Annotated in this window: 20 protein-coding genes; 16 read left to right on the plus strand and 4 right to left on the minus strand. The window is 54.5% G+C overall.

Annotated elements, in window-relative coordinates:
- Positions 1 to 52 precede the first annotated feature (52 nt).
- The 4 genes from ACYVHX_RS16645 (at position 53) to ACYVHX_RS16660 (ending at position 3833) form a co-directional block, all read left to right on the plus strand.
- Complete coding sequence (locus tag ACYVHX_RS16645) at positions 53 to 1501, plus strand: DUF1501 domain-containing protein (RefSeq protein WP_460672793.1); 1449 nt, start codon at positions 53 to 55, stop codon at positions 1499 to 1501.
- A 99-nt stretch (positions 1502 to 1600) separates the two neighbouring features.
- A complete protein-coding gene (locus ACYVHX_RS16650) occupies positions 1601 to 1999 on the plus strand; it encodes a ketosteroid isomerase-related protein (RefSeq protein ID WP_460672794.1) in 399 nt (132 codons plus the stop codon).
- 13 nt (positions 2000 to 2012) lie between these two features.
- Entirely contained in the window at positions 2013 to 2606 is a 594-nt protein-coding gene (locus tag ACYVHX_RS16655; protein WP_460672795.1) for a GNAT family N-acetyltransferase, read from the plus strand.
- A gap of 84 nt (positions 2607 to 2690) precedes the next feature.
- Positions 2691 to 3833, plus strand: a complete 1143-nt coding sequence (locus tag ACYVHX_RS16660) for a mechanosensitive ion channel family protein (RefSeq protein WP_460672796.1) — start codon at positions 2691 to 2693, stop codon at positions 3831 to 3833.
- Here ACYVHX_RS16660 and ACYVHX_RS16665 read toward each other — a convergent pair whose 3' ends face one another.
- The gene (locus ACYVHX_RS16665) at positions 3834 to 5174 is read right to left on the minus strand and encodes a Gfo/Idh/MocA family protein (protein ID WP_460672797.1); all 1341 of its coding nucleotides are present in this window, start codon (positions 5172 to 5174) and stop codon (positions 3834 to 3836) included.
- A gap of 64 nt (positions 5175 to 5238) precedes the next feature.
- The gene (locus ACYVHX_RS16670; RefSeq protein WP_460672798.1) at positions 5239 to 6234 is read right to left on the minus strand and encodes a formylglycine-generating enzyme family protein; all 996 of its coding nucleotides are present in this window, start codon (positions 6232 to 6234) and stop codon (positions 5239 to 5241) included.
- Positions 6235 to 6416: 182 nt separating this feature from the next.
- Between ACYVHX_RS16670 and ACYVHX_RS16675 the strand changes: the two genes are divergently transcribed.
- Positions 6417 to 8273, plus strand: a complete 1857-nt coding sequence (locus ACYVHX_RS16675) for an ABC-F family ATP-binding cassette domain-containing protein (protein WP_460672799.1) — start codon at positions 6417 to 6419, stop codon at positions 8271 to 8273.
- A 105-nt stretch (positions 8274 to 8378) separates the two neighbouring features.
- Positions 8379 to 9032 (plus strand): DedA family protein, encoded by a 654-nt coding sequence (locus ACYVHX_RS16680; RefSeq protein WP_460672800.1) that lies wholly within the window; start codon positions 8379 to 8381, stop codon positions 9030 to 9032.
- Positions 9033 to 9128: 96 nt separating this feature from the next.
- On the opposite strand, the gene ACYVHX_RS16685 is transcribed toward ACYVHX_RS16680, so the two are convergent.
- The gene (locus ACYVHX_RS16685) at positions 9129 to 9623 is read right to left on the minus strand and encodes a Fur family transcriptional regulator (RefSeq protein WP_460672801.1); all 495 of its coding nucleotides are present in this window, start codon (positions 9621 to 9623) and stop codon (positions 9129 to 9131) included.
- 155 nt (positions 9624 to 9778) lie between these two features.
- Positions 9779 to 10294 carry a gamma carbonic anhydrase family protein gene (locus ACYVHX_RS16690; RefSeq protein ID WP_460672802.1) on the minus strand — a complete coding sequence of 172 codons (516 nt, stop codon included), beginning with the start codon at positions 10292 to 10294 and terminating at the stop codon, positions 9779 to 9781.
- Between the two features lie 254 nt (positions 10295 to 10548).
- On the opposite strand from ACYVHX_RS16690, the gene ACYVHX_RS16695 reads away from it, so the two are divergent.
- The 10 genes from ACYVHX_RS16695 (at position 10549) to ACYVHX_RS16740 (ending at position 22725) form a co-directional block, all read left to right on the plus strand.
- Positions 10549 to 12876 carry an SLBB domain-containing protein gene (locus ACYVHX_RS16695; protein ID WP_460672957.1) on the plus strand — a complete coding sequence of 776 codons (2328 nt, stop codon included), beginning with the start codon at positions 10549 to 10551 and terminating at the stop codon, positions 12874 to 12876.
- A 22-nt stretch (positions 12877 to 12898) separates the two neighbouring features.
- Positions 12899 to 14011: a lipopolysaccharide biosynthesis protein gene (locus ACYVHX_RS16700; protein WP_460672803.1), complete on the plus strand. Its 1113-nt coding sequence runs from the start codon at positions 12899 to 12901 to the stop codon at positions 14009 to 14011.
- A gap of 35 nt (positions 14012 to 14046) precedes the next feature.
- Positions 14047 to 15024 (plus strand): GDP-mannose 4,6-dehydratase, encoded by a 978-nt coding sequence (locus ACYVHX_RS16705; protein WP_460672804.1) that lies wholly within the window; start codon positions 14047 to 14049, stop codon positions 15022 to 15024.
- A complete protein-coding gene (locus ACYVHX_RS16710; RefSeq protein WP_460672805.1) occupies positions 15024 to 16373 on the plus strand; it encodes a flippase in 1350 nt (449 codons plus the stop codon). The genes ACYVHX_RS16705 and ACYVHX_RS16710 overlap by 1 nt, the downstream gene beginning before the upstream one ends.
- A 155-nt stretch (positions 16374 to 16528) precedes the next feature.
- On the plus strand, positions 16529 to 17215 hold the full coding sequence (locus ACYVHX_RS16715) for an O-methyltransferase (protein ID WP_460672806.1): 687 nt from the start codon (positions 16529 to 16531) through the stop codon (positions 17213 to 17215).
- Between the two features lie 372 nt (positions 17216 to 17587).
- Positions 17588 to 18406 (plus strand): nucleotide-diphospho-sugar transferase, encoded by an 819-nt coding sequence (locus tag ACYVHX_RS16720; protein ID WP_460672807.1) that lies wholly within the window; start codon positions 17588 to 17590, stop codon positions 18404 to 18406.
- 107 nt (positions 18407 to 18513) lie between these two features.
- Positions 18514 to 19614, plus strand: a complete 1101-nt coding sequence (locus tag ACYVHX_RS16725; RefSeq protein WP_460672808.1) for a glycosyltransferase family 4 protein — start codon at positions 18514 to 18516, stop codon at positions 19612 to 19614.
- A gap of 182 nt (positions 19615 to 19796) precedes the next feature.
- Entirely contained in the window at positions 19797 to 20654 is an 858-nt protein-coding gene (locus ACYVHX_RS16730; RefSeq protein ID WP_460672809.1) for a hypothetical protein, read from the plus strand.
- Positions 20655 to 20692: 38 nt separating this feature from the next.
- The gene (locus ACYVHX_RS16735) at positions 20693 to 21433 is read left to right on the plus strand and encodes a glycosyltransferase family 2 protein (protein ID WP_460672810.1); all 741 of its coding nucleotides are present in this window, start codon (positions 20693 to 20695) and stop codon (positions 21431 to 21433) included.
- Entirely contained in the window at positions 21430 to 22725 is a 1296-nt protein-coding gene (locus ACYVHX_RS16740) for an O-antigen ligase family protein (RefSeq protein ID WP_460672811.1), read from the plus strand. Before ACYVHX_RS16735 ends, ACYVHX_RS16740 begins: the two co-directional genes overlap by 4 nt.
- The last annotated feature ends 14 nt before the right edge of the window (positions 22726 to 22739 follow it).

Raw genomic sequence — 22739 nt, forward strand, 5'->3', positions numbered from 1 at the left:
TTCACAAAGCCAGGCGGAGAAAGAAGCGTTAAGGAGCCAAAATTTGAAGGTCATGCACAACCTGGAAGACGAAATACACGATCAGTTGAGCCGCCGGAATTTTCTGGGTAAAACCAGCGCCGGTTTGGGGGCTATGGCGCTCGCGTCGCTGCTCAACCCCGCAAAAGCCCTGGCGGGCAGTGAAGAAAACCGGGCACCGGGAAAACCGCATTTTTCGCCGAAGGTGAAACGGGTGATCTACCTGTTCCAGAGCGGGGCGCCCTCGCAACTGGACCTGTTCGACTACAAGCCCAAACTGGAAACCATGTGGGGCCAGGATTTGCCCGAATCGGTGCGGAAGGGGCAGCGGCTGACGGGCATGACTGCCGGGCAAAGCCGGTTTCCGCTGGCGGCTTCCAAGTTTAAGTTTGCCAAACACGGCCACAGCCAGATGTGGGTCAGCGAGCTGCTGCCGTACACGTCCCGGATTACGGACGACCTGTGTTTCATCCGGTCGATGCACACCGAAGCCATCAACCACGACCCGGCGGTGACGTTTTTCCAGACCGGCTCCCAGCAGGCGGGTCGGCCCTCGTTCGGCTCCTGGGCCAGCTACGGTTTGGGCTCCGACAACCAGAATCTACCGGCGTTTGTCGTGCTGCTCTCGAAAGGCCGCGACGGTGATCAGCCGCTGTACGCCAAGCTGTGGAGCAACGGTTTTCTGCCGTCGGTGCACCAGGGCGTGGTGTTTCGCTCCGGTCCCGACCCGGTTTATTACCTGAACAACCCGCCGGGCATCGGCAAAACCAGCCGTCGCCGGATGCTCGATTACCTCGGCAAGCTGCATCAGGAGCAGTACAAACAAGTGCTCGATCCGGAAATCAACAACCGGATGGCGCAGTATGAGATGGCCTACCGGATGCAGACGTCGGTGCCCGAAACGCTCGATATTTCGAAGGAACCGGATTACATTTTTGACCTCTACGGCCCGGATTCGCGAAAACCGGGGACGTTTGCCGCCAATTGCGTGCTGGCCCGCAAGCTCATCGAAAAAGACGTCAAATTTGTGCAGCTGTACCACCAGGGCTGGGATCAGCACGGAAATCTGCCCAACGACATTAAAATTCAGACGAAGAGCGTCGATCAGGCGTCGGCGGCCCTGATTATGGATTTGAAACAGCGCGGTTTGCTCGACGACACGCTGGTGATCTGGGGCGGTGAGTTTGGCCGGACGAATTACTCGCAGGGCAAACTGTCGAAAGAAAACTACGGTCGCGACCACCACCCGCGTTGTTTCACGGTCTGGATGGCGGGCGCGGGCGTTCAGAAAGGCATAGTTTACGGCGAAACCGACGAGTTCGGCTACAATGTGGCGAAAGATCCCGTTCATGTGCACGATTTTCAGGCCACGATCCTGCACCTGATGGGCGTCGATCACGAAAAGCTGGTTTTCAAGCACCAGGGCCGCCGGTACCGGCTGACGGATGTCCACGGAAAAGTGGTAAAACCGCTGCTGATGTAAGTCAGCAGGCAACGGTATAATCGCTTGCCTGCTGATTATTTTTAAATTGGACAACGTCATCCTTCCTATCTTTGCGGCAAACCAACCCCACTTGCATCAATGGCTGCTGTAGACGTTGTGAAAAAATACTACGAGTGCTTTAATCAGAAAGACTGGACCGGCATGCTGGCGCTGGTTTCGCCCGACATCCGGCACGAACCCAACCAGGGCGAAGCGCGCATGGGCCTCGAAAAGTTTACGGCCTTTGTCCACCACATGGATGACTCCTACGACGAGAAGCTGACGGACATGGTTTTCTTCACCGAACCGACGGGCCAGCGCGTGGCCGTCGAATTTGTCGTCAACGGTGTGTATAAAAAAGCGGAAGACGGCCTGCCTGCGGCCAAAAACCAACCTTATGTCGTTCCGGCTGCGGCCTTTCTGGAGGTTGCCGACGATAAAATCACCCGCGTGACGACCTATTACAACCTGCCGCAGTGGATTCGGGCGGTTTCCTGAAAAACCGCATCGAATGGAATCCGTAACGTTCAGTACGAAAAGAGGCCCGGAAATCGAGACGGTTTTTGACGATCTGGCGGCTCTGCGCATGGCGGTTTTCCGCGCTTTTCCCTACCTCTACGAAGGCACGCCCGATTACGAGAAAGCGTACTTGAAAACCTATGCCCAATCGGAGCGGTCTTTTTTGTTTGCGGTTTACGACGGCGAACTGCTGGTTGGTGCAACCACCTGCATCCCCCTGAGCGACGAAACGGCCGACATCCGAAAACCGTTTGAGGAAACCGCTTTTGACCTCAACACGGTTTTTTACTTTGGTGAAAGCATCCTGCTTCCGGACTACCGGGGTTTGGGACTGGGACACCGGTTTTTCGACGAGCGCGAAGCCCACGCCCGCCGTTTTGGTACGTTCAAAACCGCCTGCTTCTGTGCCGTCGAACGGCCCGGTAATCACCCGGCCAAACCGGGTGATTACCGTCCCAATGACCTTTTCTGGGCTAAACGAGGGTACCGCAAAGAACCGGCGTTGCGGAGCCTGATGGAATGGCCCGATCTGGGGGAAACCCACTCAACGGCCAAACCGATGGTTTACTGGATGCGGGAATTGTAGGATTCTGTCGTAAAATCTTTCTCGAAACCGGGCAACAATTTCCGGCTTCCGGGGCTTTTATAAAGGAACTCCTCTTAGAAAACCATGAACTGGACAGATTTTTGGGACAACTTCGGGCTGATCGGTACCGAGCTTGACCGCTGGTTACGACACAATCGAAAAATTTCGGGCTGGCTGTTGCTGGCCGTATCCATTGGCACCGGCTTACTGGTTAATTTCATCGTCGCCCAGACCGTGCGGATGATTCTCCGCCGACGCCACGTCGAAGTGCTCGGTTTGCTGCGCCAGTACGTTCGGAATGCGTTTTATTTCTTTGTTCCGTCGCTGTTTTTCCTGATCATCACCAACCTTCAGGAGCGGTCTTTCCAGCGGTTTCCGTTTGCTACCAAAACCGCCGAAGTGGCGTTTGTGATTGCCACTACCTGGCTGGTTGTGCAATTGCTGAAAGTGGTCGAGCGGCTGATTATCCGCCGGTACGACACCACCAATGACATTAATCTGCACCTTCGGAAATTCGTTACGCAAATTGTCTTTGTCCGGCAACTCGTCTCGATTGTGGTGATTGTGGTCGGTTTTTCGGTGCTGTTGCTGTCGTTTAACGGGGGCCGGAAAATTGGATTAAGCTTCCTGACCTCGGCCGGTATTGCCTCCGTGGTGATCGGTTTTGCCGCCCAGCGAACCATCGCCAACCTGCTGGCCGGTATTCAGATTGCCTTTACGCAACAAATCCGGGTCGATGACGCCGTGGTGGTCGAAAGTGAGTGGGGCCGGATTGAGGAGATCAACCTGACGAACGTGGTCGTGCGGGTTTGGGACCGTCGGCGGCTGATTCTGCCGATTACGTACTTCATCGAAAAACCGTTCCAGAACTGGACCCGGTCGAATGCCTCGGTCCTGGGAACGGTGATGCTGTACCTGGATTATACGGTCCCGGTTGACCGGATTCGGGAAAAAGCCAGGGAGCTGGTGGAAAATAATCCGCTGTGGGACAAGGAGGTCTGCGCCGTTCAGGTGACGGATACGCAACCCACCTGTGTGGTTCTGCGGATTCTGACGTCCTCCCGAAACGCGCCCGAAAGCTTTGATCTGCGCTGTTTTATCCGGGAAAATATTATTGCCTTCCTGCGGGATGAATACCCGGAAAGCCTGCCGAAGACGAGGCTGAGCGTGTTGAACAGTCTGAACTCGGATTACGCAGATGAATCCGAGTTCAGACGATCAGACTAGCTACACCGCTACGGTTTTGCCCGGTACGGCAACCGGATAATAACCGTCGGCATTCGGCAGCACTTTTGGTTTGGCATCCCAGGCCAGTTTTTCCGGGAACAGGTCGATGTTCGAATTCAGGGCTTCGTCCCATTTCACCATTTTACCGGAATACGTTGCCATCCGGCCCATGAGCGCCGTCATCGTGCTTTTCGCGCCGTTTTCGGCATCCCAGAATTTGTATTCGTTTTTGGCAATGGCCGCAAACAATTCGTCGTGTTCGATCTGGTACGGATCGCCATCGCCTTTGCCGTTGTGGGTGTAAATCGAGTTGCCTTTGTAATCTTTCAGGATGCTTTGCCGCCCAAAAGAATCGACGCGGCCTTTCGTACCGACGAACTGCTCGTCCACTTTGCTGAAGGTTCCTTCGTAGTGGCGGCACTGGCTGTTGATCAGCGTTCCGTCTTCGTAGACGTAATCCACGATGTGGTGGTCAAAAATTTCGCCGTGTTCTTTGCCGGTGCGCACCTGACGACCGCCCGTGCCCTGCGCCGAAACCGGATAGCCTTTTTTCACCCAGTTGGCCACGTCGATGTTGTGGATGTGCTGCTCGTTGATGTGATCCCCACAGAGCCAGTTAAAATAGTACCAGTTCCGCATCTGGTGTTCCATTTCGGTCTGGTTGGCCTGACGGGGTTTCACCCAAACGCCCCCGCTCACCCAGTAAACCGATCCGCCCACGATGTCGCCCAGCGCACCGTCGTGAATGCGTTTAATCATCTCCCGGTAGTTGGGCTGGTAGTGGCGCTGCAAACCGACGACCACGTTCAGTTTTTTCTTCTTGGCTTCTTCGGCAGCCGCCAGCACCCGACGAACACCCGGGGCGTCGGTCGCGACCGGTTTTTCCATGAAGATGTGTTTGCCCTGCTTCACGGCTTCTTCAAACATCATCGGCCGGAAACCCGGAGGAGTCGCCAGAATGACCACATCGGCCAGCGGAATGGCTTTTTGGTAGGCATCAAACCCAACGAATTTGCGATCGTCCGGCACATCGACCCGCTTCGCCAGCTCTGGATTCTGATTCAAGACTTTATAGGCGTCGTCCAACTGATCGCGGAACGCATCGGCCATCGCCACGATTTTAACATTTTGCTTGCTTTTCAGAGCCTGAAGAGCAGCCCCTTTTCCGCGGCCACCGCAGCCAATGAGCGCCACTTTGATGGCATCGTCGGCCGAATTATGAAAACCGTAAGCGCCTGCCAAAGAAGGCAGTGTCGTCAACAGGGCACCGCCCGTTAAGAGGCCGGATTGCTTCAGGAACTCCCGGCGGCCGGCGTCCCGGCGGTTTGATTCGTTTGACATAAGGAAAAAGTTTAGAAAGAAGTGGTATAATGTCTGATAACAGGTACTCTACAACAGGTTCACGTTAATACTCTTCAATCAAAGGCGGGTTATAATACGCCTTGATTTCTTCGTCCGACGGTTTTTTGGCGGGCCGAACAACCCGGAAACCAACAAACGACGCGCTGGTCAGCCACCACTCACTTTTTGGCGCCTGGGGGTCGAGCATTTTCCAGGCCGGAGCCGACGGCGTTCGGGCAGCCGAGCGCAACACTTCCGGGGCATCATCCCACGAGCCGCCCCGAACGGCGTTTGGATACAACTGCGTTACTTTGGCATACGGTTCTTTGACCTCGCCTTTGGCTTTCTTCGCGTAATAATCCGGATAATACTGGTCGAGCGTCCATTCCATCACGTTGCCGTGCATGTCGTGCAGCCCCCACGGATTGGCTTTCTTTTTGCCAACCTGCTTGTACGACCCGTCGCTGTTGCCGCTGAACCAGGCGTATTCGCCCAGTTTTTTGACATCCGCCCCGAATGAATACGGCGTTGCGGTTCCGGCCCGGCAGGCGTATTCCCACTCGGCTTCGGTCGGCAGCCGGTAAAAAATACCGGTTTTGGCGTAGAGCCACGCGCAGAAGTGAATGGCCGAATACTGCGTCATGTTGATGGCGGGATAACCGGCCCGGCCCATCCCGAACGACATATCCACGTACGGCGGACTCGGCCGCGTGGCGGCATCGGTTTTGGCCAGATCAAAACCGGGGGTTCGGTTGGCCATCTCCTTTTCCATATTCTTGAACGCAAACAAATCGAACAAATCCCAGGTCACTTCCAGCTTCCCCATCCAGAAGGGTTCGATGGCCACCTTGTGTTGCGGGCCTTCGTCGGCCTTGCGGCCTTTTTCGTTGGCCGGACTCCCCATTGTAAGCGTTCCGCCCGGAATCGCCACCATGTCATACACCAGCGCACTGCCGGGAATGGGTTGAGTATAAGACTGTTTCACATCGTCAGGCACCTGCGCCTGACCACTTGCTGAAAGTATACACGCCAGGCCAACCAGAGCAATGATTTTTCGCATGAATTGGGTTAATAGATTAAGCTTTTAAACTATACAAAGGGAAACCGACCGGAAAGTTACCACTTTTCGTCCGAAAATTCTATCATACCGTATCCGGAATCCGGGTAACAACGGACGTTTACGCAGTTTAGCCAGCGAATGGCTTCGGCGATCCAGACCGGGTTGTGTATCTTTGCCGTACAATGAATTATTTATCCGCAGAAAACCTCTCCAAATCCTTCGGCGACAAATGGTTGTTTCGGAACGTGACGTTCGGAATGAGCCGGGGGGATAAAGTAGCCATCGTCGGCGCAAACGGCACCGGCAAGTCCACCCTGCTGTCGATTCTGTACGGGCAAATGCCGCCCGACGAAGGGCTGGTCAGCATCCGAAAAGACATTTCGGTCGGCTTTCTGGATCAGCAACCGCAACTGGACAATGCTCTAACGGTGATCGAAGTGGTGCTGGCGGGCGATAATCCGGCCCTGACCGCGATCCGGCAGTACGAAAAAGCCTTGCTCGCCGATAACCCGGAGGCCCTCGACCGCGCCATGCAGCAGATGGAGACGCTCCAGGCCTGGGATTATGAGACGCAGATGAAGCAGATTCTGGGGCAATTGGGTATCCACGACGTTACCCAGCCGGTTTCGACGCTTTCGGGCGGGCAGCGCAAACGGGTGGCGATGGCGCAGGTGCTGATCGAAAATCCGGACTTGCTGATCATGGATGAACCGACCAACCACCTGGATCTGGAAACCATCGAATGGCTCGAAAATTATTTGTCGACCAACAACGCCACGCTCCTGCTCGTCTCGCACGACCGGTATTTCCTGGACCGCGTTTGCAACCAGATCGTCGAGCTCGACCAGCAGACGCTGTTCAGCTACAAAGGCAATTACGCCTATTTTCTGGAAAAGAAAGCCGAGCGGCAGGCGGTTTTTGCGGCTGAAGTCGATAAGGCAAAAAATCTTTTCCGGCGCGAGCTGGACTGGATGCGCCGGCAACCCAAAGCCCGAGGCACCAAGGCGCAATACCGGGTCGACGCCTTCGAAGACGTGAAGGACAAGGCGCACCAGCGGCTGAACAACGACCAACTGGAGCTCAACATCCGGACGCAGCGGCTCGGCAGCAAGATCATCGAGCTTGAAAATGTGAGCAAGCGATTTGGTGAGAACGTGCTGCTCGACCATTTCACCTACACGTTCCGGCGCAACGACCGCATTGGCATCATCGGCAAGAACGGGATGGGCAAAACCACCCTGCTGAACATGATTACCGGCGAATTCCGCCCCGATTCCGGCAAAATTGTGACGGGCGGAACCGTCAAAATCGGCTATTACACGCAGTCGGACTTGGTGATCCCGGACAACCAGCGGGTGATCGACGTGGTGCAGGAAGTGGCCGAGGTCATTAAACTGGGAACCGGCGAAACCGTTACCATTTCGCAGTTTTTGCAACACTTTCTGTTCGACCGCGCCAAGCAGTACGACTACGTGCACAAGCTGTCGGGGGGCGAAAAACGGCGGTTGCAGTTGCTGCTGGTGCTGGTGCAAAATCCGAACTTCCTGATTCTGGATGAACCGACCAACGATCTGGACATCACGACGCTCAACGTGCTTGAAGAATTTCTGCTCAATTTTCCGGGTTGCATACTGCTCGTGTCGCACGACCGTTATTTCATGGATCGGCTGGTCGATCACACCTTTGTTTTCGAAGGCAACGGCAAAGTGGCCGACTTTCCGGGCAATTACACCGACTACCGCGAACGCAAAGCCAGCGCGTCCGCCGAGCGAAAACCGGCCGAAAAATCCCGGCCCGCGCCGGCGGTGTCAACCCCCGAAACCAAACGGAAGCTTTCGTTTAAGGAACAGCGCGAATACGAAGCGTTAGAAAAAGAAATTGAGGAACTTGAGGAACAAAAAAGCGGTTTATTGGGTCAGTTGAACAGTGGAACCGGCAGCCACGAAGAGCTAACCGTGTGGGCCCGGGAAATTGAGCAAATCGACCAACAAATTTCCGAAAAATCCGACCGCTGGCTCGAGCTAGCGGAGTATATTTAATTGGTGATTGAGCGACTGAATGATTGAGTGAATACGATCGAAATCATGTTTTAACTGCGCTATCTGTTCACTCAATCGCTAAATCGCTTATTCACTCATTCAACCATGAATCAGATCGCCGAATTCTTCCAATACTTACTCAATTCCGAGGAGATCATTCGGACAGGCGGTTTGGTATTGATTACCCTCATTATTTTTGTTGAAAACGGCATTTTCTTCGGCTTTTTCCTGCCGGGCGATTACCTGTTGTTTCTCTCGGGCGTTTTTGCCGGCACCAAAATTCTGGCGGTTCCGCTGCCGTTGCTGCTGATTTGCATTTTCGGCGCTGCCGTGGTCGGCTCACTGACGGGGTATCTGACCGGGCGGTATTTTGGCGACCGCTTGCAAAACCGGCCGGATTCGCTGTTTTTCAAGAAAAAATACATCGAAACCACCCGCGAGTACTTCCTGAAATACGGCAGTCGCACCCTGATTGTCGCCCGGTTTTTGCCGGTCGTCCGAACGTTTGCGCCCATTCTTTCCGGTTTGATCCGGATGAATTTCCGGCATTTTATGCTCTACAACATCATTGGCGGAGCCATCTGGGTGGTGTCGCTGGTCGGGGGCGGTTTTTATTTTGGTGAGAAATTCCCGTGGATCGTCGACTACGTCCACTACATCATTATTTTCTTCCTGGCCGTTACGACCTTCACCGTGATTCGGGGCTACATCAACGCCCGCCGGGATATGAAGAAGGAAAAAGAAGCCGTCAGCGAGTGACCACGATCAGGTATTCGTTGAAGCGGTCTGGCGTTTTAATGCAACATGGAAGATTTCTTCCTTTATTTCCAGGTAACGTAGACATGCCTTCTTAGCCTAATTACTGGCAGCCGCAGCGGCTTTCGTTCGCGCAACACAAACCGGATCAGAGCATTCACCGTAAAAAACCAGCGAATGCGACTCCACCTGAAATTGCAGCGTATTGCCCACCGTGGTCTTGATCAACTGCAAACGCGGATCGCAGAATTCGATCACCCGGTGGCAGTTCACACAGATCAAATGGGCGTGCTGCTGCCGTCCGAGGGCTTTTTCAAATCGGCTTTTGGTATTATCCTCATCCCCAAACTGGTTTTTACGCACCAAACCGCAATCGACCAGCACTTCCAGGGTGTTATAAACCGTGGCCCGACTCACCGCAAACGAGCGTTGCTGCATGGCCTGATAAAGATCCTCCGCGTCAAAATGATCATCGCGGGAGTAGACTTCTTCCAGAATGGCAAACCGCTCCGATGACCGGCGCAGGCCCTTTTTCAGCAGATATTCTTCCAGTTTTGCGCGGGCTGTCGTGACCGAGGAGATTGAATCCAACATAGCAGTAAGGACGTGGAGGCTCCTATAGAAGCCAGACACTGGGGAAAACGCATGCGTTCTAAATCAGCCAAACTAGATTTTAGTGGCTATTTAGACTAATTTCAAACAAAAATACGCACTAAACGAGTTCCGTGCAATTTTATTGGCCCCGAAGTTTATTCCTGTTCATACCACTGAGCGTACATAACGTAATTATTCGCCGTCCGCATAAACACTTCGCCCAGTTCGGGGGTGACGGATTTCAAAAACCGGGCAGGATTTCCGGCATAAATCGTACCAGGCGGCACCACCGTATGCTGGGTAACGATCGCTCCGGCGGCAACAATGGAGCCGGTTCCGATCACCGCCCCGTCCATCACAATAGCGCCCATGCCGATCAGCACCTTGTCTTCGATGGTACAACCGTGCACAACGGCGTTGTGGGCAATGGAAACGTAGCTGCCAATGGTGGTTTTGAATTTCTGATAGGTGCAATGAATCACGGCCCCGTCCTGCACGTTGCAATAGTCACCCATCGTGATGGAATTGACATCGCCCCGCACCACGGCGTTAAACCAGACGGTGCAGTGCCGCCCCATCACCACTTCGCCGACAACGGTTGCGTTTTCGGCAAACCAGCATTCTTCCCCCGTTTTCGGCGAGATTCCACGCACAGATTTTAGTAAAGCCATCTTGATTAAGTTCTATTTCATCCGTTAATTAAGGAAAAACCGGTGGGCGAAATAGCGGTTTTTTTGAATAAAAAGCCACTTTTAGACCGTTGACTATAAAAAGCAACAGACAATCAATCAATTCGTACCTTTGTGAGTCAGATTCTTTTTACTGCATGAATCATAGCAGCGCACAAACTTATTTGTCAACGCACCGATCTTTTCTGTTTTTGTGGCTCCGGCAACTTCCCGGGCTGTCTTTCTTTTTTCTGTTGATGGCAGCCACCACCGGTTTTGCCCAGCAGCCCTCGCGGGCCGATCAGCTGAACGATGAGCAGATTATTGAATTTTACCAGCGGGCCCAGAGCAGCGGATTGACCGAAATGCAGATCGAACAAGCCGCCATGTCGCAGGGCTACACCCTGAGCGACATTGCCAAAATGCGGCAGCGCATGGCGAAAATCAGACAGCAGCAATCCAACCGCCCCGGGCAATCCTCCGCCGATACGTTATTCAACCGGGCGCAACAGGGCAGCCTCTCGCAACGTTCTTACCTGCTGAACGACAGCCTGAGTCTGCTGCGACGCGATACGATCCGGCGTCCTTACATTTTTGGTTCATCGCTTTTTAAAGGCACGACGCTGACCTTCGAGCCGAATCTCCGGATTGCCACGCCCCGCAATTACGTAGTCGGACCCGATGACGAACTGGTGGTGGAAATTTACGGAAATTCGACCGAAAGCTTCCGGCTGCCCGTCAGTCCCGAAGGCTCGGTGCGGATGCTGAACCTGGCGCCCATTTTCGTCAGCGGCCTCACCATCGAACAGGCCGAACAACGGATCGTCGGACGGCTGCGACAGGCGTATCAGGGCCTGAACCGGCCGGGCAGCGGCACCTACGCGACCGTGACGCTGGGCAATATTCGCAGCATTCATGTCACGATGGTGGGTGAGGTGGTCATGCCGGGCACCTACACCATTTCGTCGCTGGCAACGGCCTTCAACGCGCTGTATCTGGCGGGTGGCCCCAATCCCGAAACCGGGTCGTTCCGAAACATTCAGGTGATCCGGAATAACCGGGTGATCCGCACCATCGACCTGTATGATTACCTGCTGCGGGCCGACAAAAAGGACGACATTCGGCTGCTGGATCAGGACGTAATCCGGGTGAATGATTACGGCGTGCGGGTGGAAATGCTCGGGCAGGTCAAGCGGCCGGCCGTTTACGAAGTGAAGCCCGGCGAGACGCTCAAAAACGTCCTGAGTTTCGCGGGCGGTTTTACCGATCGGGCCTATACGTTTTCGCTGACGCTGCGCCGGAATACGCCCCGCGAGTTGCGGATTTCCACCATTACCCAGGAACAAATCGCGACTTTTGTTCCCCAATCGGGCGACCGGTATACAACGGGCGAAATTCTAAACCGGTACGAAAACCGGATTCAGGTGTCAGGCGCGGTCATGCGGCCGGGCGAGTATGCCCTCGGTGACGAAATCACGACGGTTCGCTCGCTCCTCAGCCGGGCCGAAGGGCTGCGGAAAGATGCCTTTCTGAACCGGGCCATCCTCTACCGCGAACGCGAAAACACCGATCTGGAAGCCATTCCGTTCGAGGTTGGACGCTTGATGCGCAACGAAATCGAGGACATTCCGCTGGCCCGCCAGGACAGCGTGCATATTTATGCCGTCCGCGACCTGCGCGAACCGTATTACGTCAGCATCGAAGGGGCCGTGAACCGGCCGGATACGGTTTCGTACGTCGCCAACCTGACGATTGCCGACCTGATTGCGCAGGCAGGCGGTTTTCAGGAAGGCGCAACCCCCACCCGGATCGAAGTGGCCCGGCGGATTCGGGAGGACACCACGAAAATGACCGGTCAGGAAACCGTTCAGGTTTTTCAGTTCGCCATCGACCGGAACCTGGACCTGCAACCGGCTCAAGCCCGGTTTTTGCTCAAACCGTTCGACGTGGTGTATGTCCGCACATCGCCCCGCTACGCGCTGCAACAGAACGTGGCGGTTTTTGGCGAAGTGATGCATCCCGGCAATTACGCCATCGAATCACGGTCGGAACGAATTTCGGACGTGCTCCGGCGGGTGGGTGGTCTTAAACCCGAAGCGTTTCTGCCGGGAGCCCGGTTTTCGCGACGGGGGATTCCCATTGCCACCGATCTGGGGGCCATTCTGGAAGATCCGGGCGTGCCGGGCAACCTGCTGCTGGAAGTGGGCGATTCGCTGATCATTCCGAAACGGCCCGAAACCGTTACCATTCAGGGGGCCGTGCTGAATCCATCGACCGTGGGCTATACCGCCGGCTTCGACTTCAAGGACTACGTTACGCAGGCCGGGGGGTATACGGATAACGCCCGCCAGAAAAGGGCCTATGTGGTTTATGCCAACGGACTGAAGGATCGGACGAAGCGGTTTTTGTTTTTCCGGAAATACCCCAAAGTTGAACCCGGCTCGCGGGTGATTGTGCCCTTCGGCCCGTTAACCGATGATCGACGGCTGACACCGGGTGAGCGAATTGGCCTGATTTCAGTGATTGGCACCATGACGGTTACGTTAACCACCGTGATTATTAACCTGGTCCGTTTAATAGAATAAGCCGATTTACGGCCTAATTTTCATGTCAGTAACCACGTCCAAACCCGCTGCCGGCTCCGAAATGGATGACGACGATCTCATCCAGATCCGGCCGGGTGACATCGGAAAATTTTTACTGCGCAGCCGCAGGGCCGTGGCGGTTTTTGCGCTGCTGGGTGCCGTGGCGGGTCTTTACTATGCCTTTTCCAAACCGGACGATTATAAATCGGAGGTGATCGTCATGCCGGAAGTGTCAAGCGGCAGCACGGGCGGAACGGGCGGTCTGGGGTCCCTGGCCGGTCTGGCCGGTATCAACCTGGATAATGCCGCCGGTGATGCCATACGCCCCGATTTATACCCGAATGTGCTGAAAAGTATTCCCTTCGCGTTGCAGGTGCTGAAGCAGCCGGTTTATTCCAAAAACTACGGAACCACCATGCCGTTGCAAACGTACCTGAAACGGCAGCAGAAGGAAAGCACGTTTCAACGGCTGACCGGTACCATCAGCGATACGCCCCCGGACAACACCAAGCCGGCGCCGGTTGCCCTGCCCGACCCCAAAAATTACAGCAAAGCCTTGCAGGTTACGCCCGAGCAGGAAGGGCTGGCGGCCACGTTGACCAAACGGATCACGACCACCTACGAACGGCGCACCGGGATGGTCACCATCGAGGTGATTATGCCCGATCCCGTTGTGGCCGCGACGGTGGCCCGTTTATCGCTGGAGTACCTAACCAACTACATCACCAGTTACCGGACGCAGAAAGTCCGGAACCAGGAGCGGTTTCTGACCCAGCAGGTCGAGCAGTCCCGGCGTCGGTACCAGGCTGCGGAATACGAGCTGGAGAATTACCGCGACCGCAACCGCAGTCTGTACAGCGGGTTGGCCCGAATTGCCGAACAACGCCTGCAGGCCGAATTTCTCCTGTCCCAGAACGTCTATAATGATTTATCCCGGCAACTGGAGCAAACCAAAATCCGGGTGGAGGAAGAAACCCCGGTTTTCAAAATGCTGGAACCGCCCCGGATTCCGTTGCGGCCCAGTGGCCCGCGACGCACGATGCTGGTTCTGGCGGGTCTGGCGGCCGGGGTGTTTGTGGGACTTGGCTGGACGCTGGTGCGCTCTTTTGTGAATAAAACCGGCCGTTCGGTCTAAAACCGGTTTTCGGAACTGAAAACCAATACGAAAGCATGAAAAAAGCATTGATTTGTGGGGTTTCGGGGCAGGATGGCGCCTTTTTAGCGCATCTGTTGCTGGAGAAAGGCTACGAGGTATACGGGGGTTCGCGCGATGCCCAGATGTCGTCATTCCAGAATCTGAACCGGCTGAACATTCGGTCGCAGATCACGCTGGTGTCGGTTAACATCAACGATTTTCGCAGCGTTTTGCAAGCCCTGCTCAAAATACGGCCCGACGAAGTGTACAACCTGGCGGGGCAAAGCTCGGTGGGCCTGTCGTTCGAACAGCCCGTCGAAACGCTGGAGAGCATCAGCGTCGGGACGCTCAACCTGCTGGAAGCCATTCGGTTCAGCGAATTGCCGATCAGACTCTACAACGCCGGGTCGAGCGAGTCCTTCGGGGATACGGGCAACCTGGCCGCCGACGAAGGAACGCCTTTCCGCCCCCGCAGCCCGTACGGCGTTGCCAAGGCGGCCGCTTTCTGGCAGGTGGCCAACTACCGCGAAGCCTACCAGCTCCACGCCAGCACCGGCATTTTGTTCAACCACGAATCCCCCCTGCGCCCGGAGCGGTTTGTAACCCGCAAGATTGTCGCAGCCGCCTGCCGCATTGCGCAGGGCAGTGATGAACAACTGACCCTCGGGAACATCGACATTGCCCGCGACTGGGGCTGGGCGCCGGATTATGTCGAGGCCATGTGGCTGATGTTGCAGCAACCGCAGCCCGACGATTATGTGATTGCCACGGGCCACACCCGCAAACTGAAAGACTTCATCCGAATTGTGTTCGAGCGGGTCCAGCTCAACTGGGAGGACCACGTTCAGATCGACCCGTCCTTTTTCCGGCCCACGGACCTGGCGGAGGGCAATGCCAACCCGGCCAAAGCGTACTGGCAATTTGGCTGGAAGGCAAAACATAAAATGGAAGACGTGGCCCGGCTGATGGTGGATGCCCAGCTCAACGGCGCTTTCCACCCGACGGCCAGCTGATGCGCCTGTCAGCGTTAAAACCCCGGATGCTGAGTACGACCGCCCGGAAAGCATTTGCCAATGCGGGCTGGGTGTTTTTTGACCGCATCTTCCGGATGGCAACGGCCTTGCTGGTCGGGGTCTGGTCGGCGCGGTTTCTGGGGCCCGCCCAATTTGGTTTGCTCAATTTCGCGCAGACCTTCCCCATTGCGCTGACCTCGTTATCCGGTTTGGGCCTGGCGAATGTGCTGGTGACGGAAATCGTTCGGAATGATAAATATTCCGAAAAGCAGTTGCTCGGAACGGGGTTTGTCCTCAGGCTGATAGCCGGTACGGTTTCGTTTGTCAGCATTGCGCTGCTGGCCCGGCTTTTCTACGCCGATGAACCGCTATTGCAGTCCATGATTCTCTTCACCAGCTCCATTCTGGTTTACCAGAGTCTGGAGGTGATCGACCTGCATTTTCAGGCCCGCATAAAAACCCGGCTTTCGGTGATTGCCAAATCCACCGCCTTTGCCCTGTCAACGGTGCTGCGGGTTTACTTTCTGGCCAATCAGTTCGGTCTGCTGGCTTTTGCGTCCATCACCTTCGTCGAAGCCACGCTGGCCGCCATAATCCTGGTCATTTTTTATAACCGGCACAACGACCAGCCCATCTTCCGCTGGCAGTTTAACCGGGAACTGGCTACGCACCTGCTGTCCATCTCCTGGCCCATCATGATTGCGGAGTTTTTTACCTTCATGTACATGCGGGCCGACCAGCTCATGCTGAAAGAACTGGCCAGCGATCTGGAATTGGGAAAATTCAGCGCAGCCCTACGGCTTTCCGAAGCCTGGTATTTTATCTCCACGGCCATTACGGCTTCGTTTTATCCGACCATCGTTCAGTTAAAAAGTCAGAACGAGGAAGCGTTTCAGCGGGCCTTTCGGAAGCTCTTGACGCTGCTGATTGGCATCAGCATCCTGATTGCCCTGACCATTTCCTTTTCAGCCTCTTACCTTATTACATTTCTATACGGCCAGCAATACACCGGGGTCGATAAAATCCTGATTATTCACATCTGGGCGGGCGTTTTTGTGTTCATGGGTGTCGGCAGCAGCTACTGGTTCATTCTGCACAACAAACCGCGAATCCTGCTGATCCGTACCATTGCCGGTGCCGTCGTAAACATTCTGCTGAACCTGATTCTGATTCCGCGTTATGGCGCTATTGGCACCTCAATCGCTACGCTGGTTGCCCAACTGACGACGGCGTACCTCATTCACTACTTCATCAGCCAGACCCGGCCTATTTTCTTTGCCCAGACGGCGGCTTTTGCCGACCTGTTCCGACTAAAGATCCTGAAAGCGTATTTACGCCGGTCGGACTGACCAGCTGCGGTTTTCGGCTGGGCGCCTTCTTCGCTTGTCCGGTTTTTAGAATGGTATTTTTCGGACACAGGATAAAATTTTCTGTACATTTTCCCCAATAAACCGTTTTTTTGTACACTCACAGAAGTCGTAGCGTTCCTTAACTCTTTACAGCTATGATCGGATTCATTTTGGGGAAGCTGCTGAAAATACTGCCGTACGAATACGGCGCCACTTTTCAGAATTACAAGAATCTAAGCCGTGAATTTGGCCATTTCAAAAGTGCGAAGCGGTGGCAATCCGTGGATAAGGACAATAACCCGATTCCGTGGTATACCTACCCCGCGATTGAGTTTATCAAGCAACTGGATTTATCGACGAAAACCGTCTTTGAATACGGTTCGGGCAATTCCACGCTGTTCTGGGCCAGTCGCTGCCAGCACGTCATCGCCGTGGAAGACGATAAAGCCTGGCATGCCACCATTCAGGCCCGGCTCCCCCCGAATGTTGACTACCTTTTACTGGAAGATAAAGAAGCATACATCCGGGCGATCCACCGGTTTCCCGATCCGTTCGACATCATCATTGTTGACGGTAAATACCGCTTCGACTGCACGGCCAGCGCACTCGCACGGCTATCGCCGACCGGTTTTTTCATTCTGGACAATGCGGACTGGCACCCCCGCTCGTCCGCCCTGCTCCGGGAAGCGGACCTGATTGAAATTGATATGGCGGGTTTTAATCCGATTAACGGGTATACTACCACCACTTCTTTTTATCTGTCCCGGCAAATCGATTTTAAACCGGGTCATGAACGGCAACCCATACACGGAATTGGCAGCATGCTTAACACTTCTGAATAAAGAATTTTGTACCTTTAAGTACTCGTCTTACCTGAATCATTAGGCAAATAGCCCTACGGCCTACCGGATCGTTTATAAATGTGAATTTTTTGGGTGTAATCCTGACAACTGTTCGCGGACAAAATCTGTCCTTAGAGCTAGTTGTTGATTTATTCATTTATAACCACCCTCTGTCTAAAGTGCGGAATCTTCATATGGAAGCCTTTAGAATTGACGTTATTTTAATGTAGTTAAGCGGAGAGAGTTCTCACCAGATTAACGTAACTCAGCGTAACGATGCAGTTAGACGTACCCATTTTATTCCTCTTATTTAATCGGCCTCATCTTGCCCGCCAAGTTCTTGATCGAATCCGTCAGGTTCAACCCCGGGAATTGTTTGTGTCCATCGACGGCCCCCGCGCCGGGCACCCCACCGATCAGGAAAACGTAGCCCAGTGCCTGGCGTTGCTCAACGAAATTGACTGGCCCTGCTCCATTCACCGGCTGGTCCAGGACCAGAACCTGGGGTGTAAACGGGCCGTCAGTACGGCCATCACCTGGTTTTTTCAGCAGGTCGAAATGGGCATTATTTTAGAAGATGACTGCCTGCCCGACCCGACTTTTTTCACTTTTTGCCGGGAAAACCTGCACCATCACCGCGCCAGCGCCAACATTTTACACATCGGAGGCACCAATCTTCAGAACGGACAATGGCACGGCGACGGGTCCTATTTCTATTCCAAAATCTGCCACGTCTGGGGCTGGGCCAGTTGGCGTCGGGCCTGGGAAAAATACGACGGCAGCATGGCAACGTACCCGGGTTTCCGGAAATTAAACCGCATTGCCGACCTCTTCCCCGACCCCAAAGTGCAGGAGTACTGGACGGAAGCCTTCGACGGCGTATATGCCGGGCGTACCAGCAGCTGGGCCTATCCCTGGTGTTATTCCATCTGGATCAATAACGGCCTATGTATTTCGCCCAACCAGAATCTGGTGTCCAACATTGGGTTTGGCAATGGCGCTACCCACACACTGGATGACAACGGATCGCTGGCCAACGTACCGATTCAGCCGCTGCACGAAATCCGGCACCCCAGTTTTCTGATTGAGAACCTGCCGGCCACGGAATACGCCACCCATCATTACTTTAAAAAGCCGAACTGGGTAACGCTCAAAACCGCCAGCCTGAAAAGGCGGCTCGGGCTCAATTGACACGCCGGTTTTCTGCGCGCAGTGAATGATCCGGAAACCCGTTTTTGACAAATTTACCGTTACTTTGTGGCTTTCGGGAGGCAGGCGCTTCCCGAAAACACCTCGGCATGAAGATTTTTTTTGACCACCAAACGTTTTCCCAACAAAATTACGGCGGCATTTCCCGGTATTTCTGTGAATTGATTGCCGGTCTGAAACAGCCCACCAGCGACCACCAGGCCCATTTGTCACTTCTCGTTTCGAACAATGCCTACTTAAAGGAAAAATCCCTGCGGGCGCTTCCGTTTCTTCCCAGCCTGCCCTTTGCCAAAACCCAGCCGTACATCTACAAACTCAACAAAGCGTTCAATCTCCTGGAGATGCGCACAAGGGCGTACGACGTTTTTCACGCCACGTATTACGAACCGTATTTCCTCGAACACATCCGAAAACGCCCCATTGTGGTCACGTTTCTGGACATGATTCACGAAAAATACCACACGGTTTTTCCGGAACTGGCCGCCGATCATCAGGTCATGGCCTGGAAAAAGCAGATTGTTCATCAGGCAACGGCCATCATCGCCATTTCGGAAAATACCAAACGAGATCTGGTCGAGTATTATCAGGTACCCGCGGAACGGGTTCGGGTTATTTACCTCGGCTCTTCGGTTTCGGTGACCGAAAAAACCGCCGAACCGTCCGCCCAAAAACCGTATCTGCTGTTTGTGGGCAACCGCAGCATGTACAAAAATTTTCTGCCCTTCATCCGGGCCGCGGCACCGTTGCTGCGTTCCCACCAGGTTCGGGTGATTTGCGCGGGCGGTGGCGCTTTTTCGTCCGAGGAAAAAACCGCCCTGCACCAGTCAGGCCTCACCGACCTCGTTGAACAGCACCCCATTGACGACGCCAAATTGCGGCAGTTATACAGTCAGGCGCTGGCGTTTGTGTTTCCGTCGCTCTACGAGGGATTCGGCATTCCGGTGCTGGAAGCCTTCGCCTGCAACTGTCCGTGCCTGATCAGCGACCGGAGCTCATTGCCCGAAGTGGCCGGTCCGGCGGCCCTGTATTTTGATCCGGATCAGGCCGAATCCATGCGCGAAGCGGTGGCGCAAATCCTGACAAAACCGGCTTTGCGGCAGCAGCTCGCCGAGCAGGGACGCCAGCAATTGCAGCATTTTTCCTGGGAAAAAACCGTGCAGGACACCCTGCGGCTGTACCAGAGTTTGTAACCGTTATTTTCCCGCTCAAGAGGAGTCTGCCCAATGACTGAACAGCCAACCGGCATTTTCCTATCTTTGTGGCTAATTCTACCGTGAACGTTAGTATCGATTGCCTTTCTGACCGCAGCGGATAACGCTTTATAGCTCTTATGATCGGGAAAATTCTCAAGAAAATCCAGTTTTTTTCGACGATGCTTCAGACAACGCGGCACGAAGTGTACGAAAACCGGGTGTTGATGGGCAAGTTGCTTTCGCTCCAGCAAACGGCGGTTCAGTCGCTTCAGGATGCGGAATACAAAGTGTTTTCACAATACGGCGACGACGGCATTATTCAATACCTGATTAAAACGGTTCCGATCCGTTCCCGCAGCTTCGTCGAATTCGGCGTCGAAACCTACGTTGAATCCAACACCCGGTTTTTGCTGATCAACAACAACTGGAAAGGGCTGGTGCTGGACGGCAGTACGGAAAACATCGCCTACATCCAGTCCGACCGGTTTTTCTGGCAGCACCACCTGATTGCCAAACAGGCGTTTATCACCGCCGAAAACATCAATTCCCTGCTCGCCGACAACGGTTTTGCCGGAACGCTGGGTTTGCTCAGCATCGACATCGATGGGAATGATTACTGGGTCTGGAAGGCCATCCAGGCCGTTGATCCGGATATTGTAGTGGCCGAATACAACAGCCTTTTCGGGGCCGAAAGAGCCATTACCGTTCCTTATAAACCGGATTTTGTCCGGGGTCAGGCCCATTACAGCCATCTGTATTTTGGTACGTCACTGGCTGCGCTCTGCGATCTGGCCGCCGAAAAGGGCTATTCGCTGGTGGGTTGCAACAGCGTCGGGCTGAATGCCTATTTCGTTAAAAACAGCCAGCTCGGGTCGTTAAAACCGCTGACAGCCGCCGAAGGATACGTGTATTCGATGTTTCGGGAAGCCCGCGACCCGGCCGGAAACCTGACGTTTGCCACCGGCGACGACCGCATTGAGGTCATCCGGGGCTTGCCGGTTTTCAATACGCGCACGCAAGCGGTCGAACCGTTCTGAGTCGTTTTCTTTTCGTTACGCATTCGCTGGAGTCGTTTATGCCGCCACTGGTTTCCATCATCACCGTCTGTTACAACAGTCAGCAACACCTTGAACAAACCATTCAGTCGGTGGTCCACCAAACCTACGCGCCCATCGAGTACATTCTGATCGACGGCAAATCGACCGACCAGACAGTGGCCATCATCGAGCGGTATGCCCGGCAGTTTCCGGAGCGCATTCGCTACGTTTCCGAGCCCGATTCCGGCATTTACAACGCCATGAACAAGGGCATCCGGCTGGCCACCGGCGAACTGATCGGCATCATCAACAGCGACGACTGGTACGAAACCGACACCGTCGAGCGGGTGGTAAAGGCCTATCAGCAGGCCGGCCCGGCGGTTTTTCACGGCATTCAGCGGACCTTTCTCAACGAACAGGAAGCTTTTCTGATTCAAACACACGCCAGCCAGCTCCCGAAAGGCAACATCGAGCACCCGACCTGTTTTGTACCGGCCTCGTTTTACCAGACCTACGGCCTGTTCAGTGAGCACTACCGCTACGTCAGTGATTACGAGCTGATGTTACGTTTTCGACGGCAGCAGGTTCCGTTTATTCCCCTAAACCGCATTCTCAGTAATTTCCGGCAGGGTGGCGCTTCCCACAAAGCGGAGGCCGTTTGGGAAAACCTGCACCTCTGGCACGAAAACGGCATTCTGAGCCGTCAGCAATACCTGACCTGGCTTTACAAAGACAAACTGAAAGTATACGCCAAACGGCTGACGGGCCGCACGCCATGAAGATCCGGTCAATGCTTTATATCGCGCTGCTGATCGGGCTGTTCGGAACGGTCACCAACCTGATCTTCATCAGTCCGCTGCCGTCGATTCTGGCCCTGGCGGTTTTGCCGTACCTATTCCTGCGGCATTCGGTTTTCGTCCTTCCCCGGTTTATTTATTACCTCTATATCTACTTTCTGTATTCGCTGGCGGGCATTCTGATCTACTACCCGCCTTCTTTGTGGAACTTTAGATTTTACCGGTACGACGGCAACTTCATCATTTCGTACCTGCCCTTGCTGCTGATCCCGTTTTTTTCGTACAACGTGGCTCTCGACCGGCTTTTCAAGCAATTTCTGATTTTTGCCACCGCCGTCAACGCCCTGGCCTTTGCGCTGAATCTGGTGCTCACCAATTTTGCCGCCATCACCGACTGGGGCAACCCCGAAACATACTTTCACGGTTTTTTCAAAAGTACCAACGGCGCGGGCGGTTTCATCAGCATCGTGCTCTCGCTCAACATTGTGCTGTATTTGCAGGAACGCAGGCGAAAGTGGCTGCTGATGATTCTGATTAATTCTGTCTTTCTGGTGGCCACCACCTCGCGCGGCTCCATCCTGGGTCTGGTGGCCGGTTTTGCCTTTTACTTTTTTGACCGCACCAACCGCGCCTACCTCATTCGGCTGGCGCTGCTGGCCATTGTGGCCGTTCAGTGCGTGGTGCTGTGGTTTGCGTATCCGCTCTACGACCGCTACGTGCGCGATGCCGACCTGAGTGAAGCGGGCGCCAGCACCTACATTTCGCCTATTTTCGGCGAGGTCAGCACCAAATCGGCCAATGTAGCCATTCGGGTGCTCGAAACCTGGCCGCGCGCGGTGGATTGTTTTCTGCATTCGCCCCTGATCGGCACCGGTTTTGGTTCCGTCAACGATATTCCGCTGAAATACAAGGGCCTTCCGTACGTGCTTAGTCTCAACGACCAGCCGAAGAAAGAATTTAACGATGCCCACGCCCACCATTCGTACCTCCACATCCTGGGTGAGCAGGGACTCGTCGGGCTGGGCATTTTTCTGGTGTTCTGGTATGCGCTCTATCAGTTTCTGAAAAAAGGACCCGAAAGTTTTGTCCGGAAGTTTCTGCTGGTTTCGTATTTCAACCTGTCGGTCATGAGTTTCACCGAACACCGGATTACGTCGCCTTCCAATGCCCTGCCGCTGGTGATCGCCCTGTGCATTTACGTGCTCAAGCGAAATTTTGATACTAAAAAGCGGAACCCGGCGGTTTCTATAAGGAGTGTGGAAAGCAATCTCTAATTTTACGCCTGTTC

The organism is Larkinella ripae, from assembly GCF_054780775.1.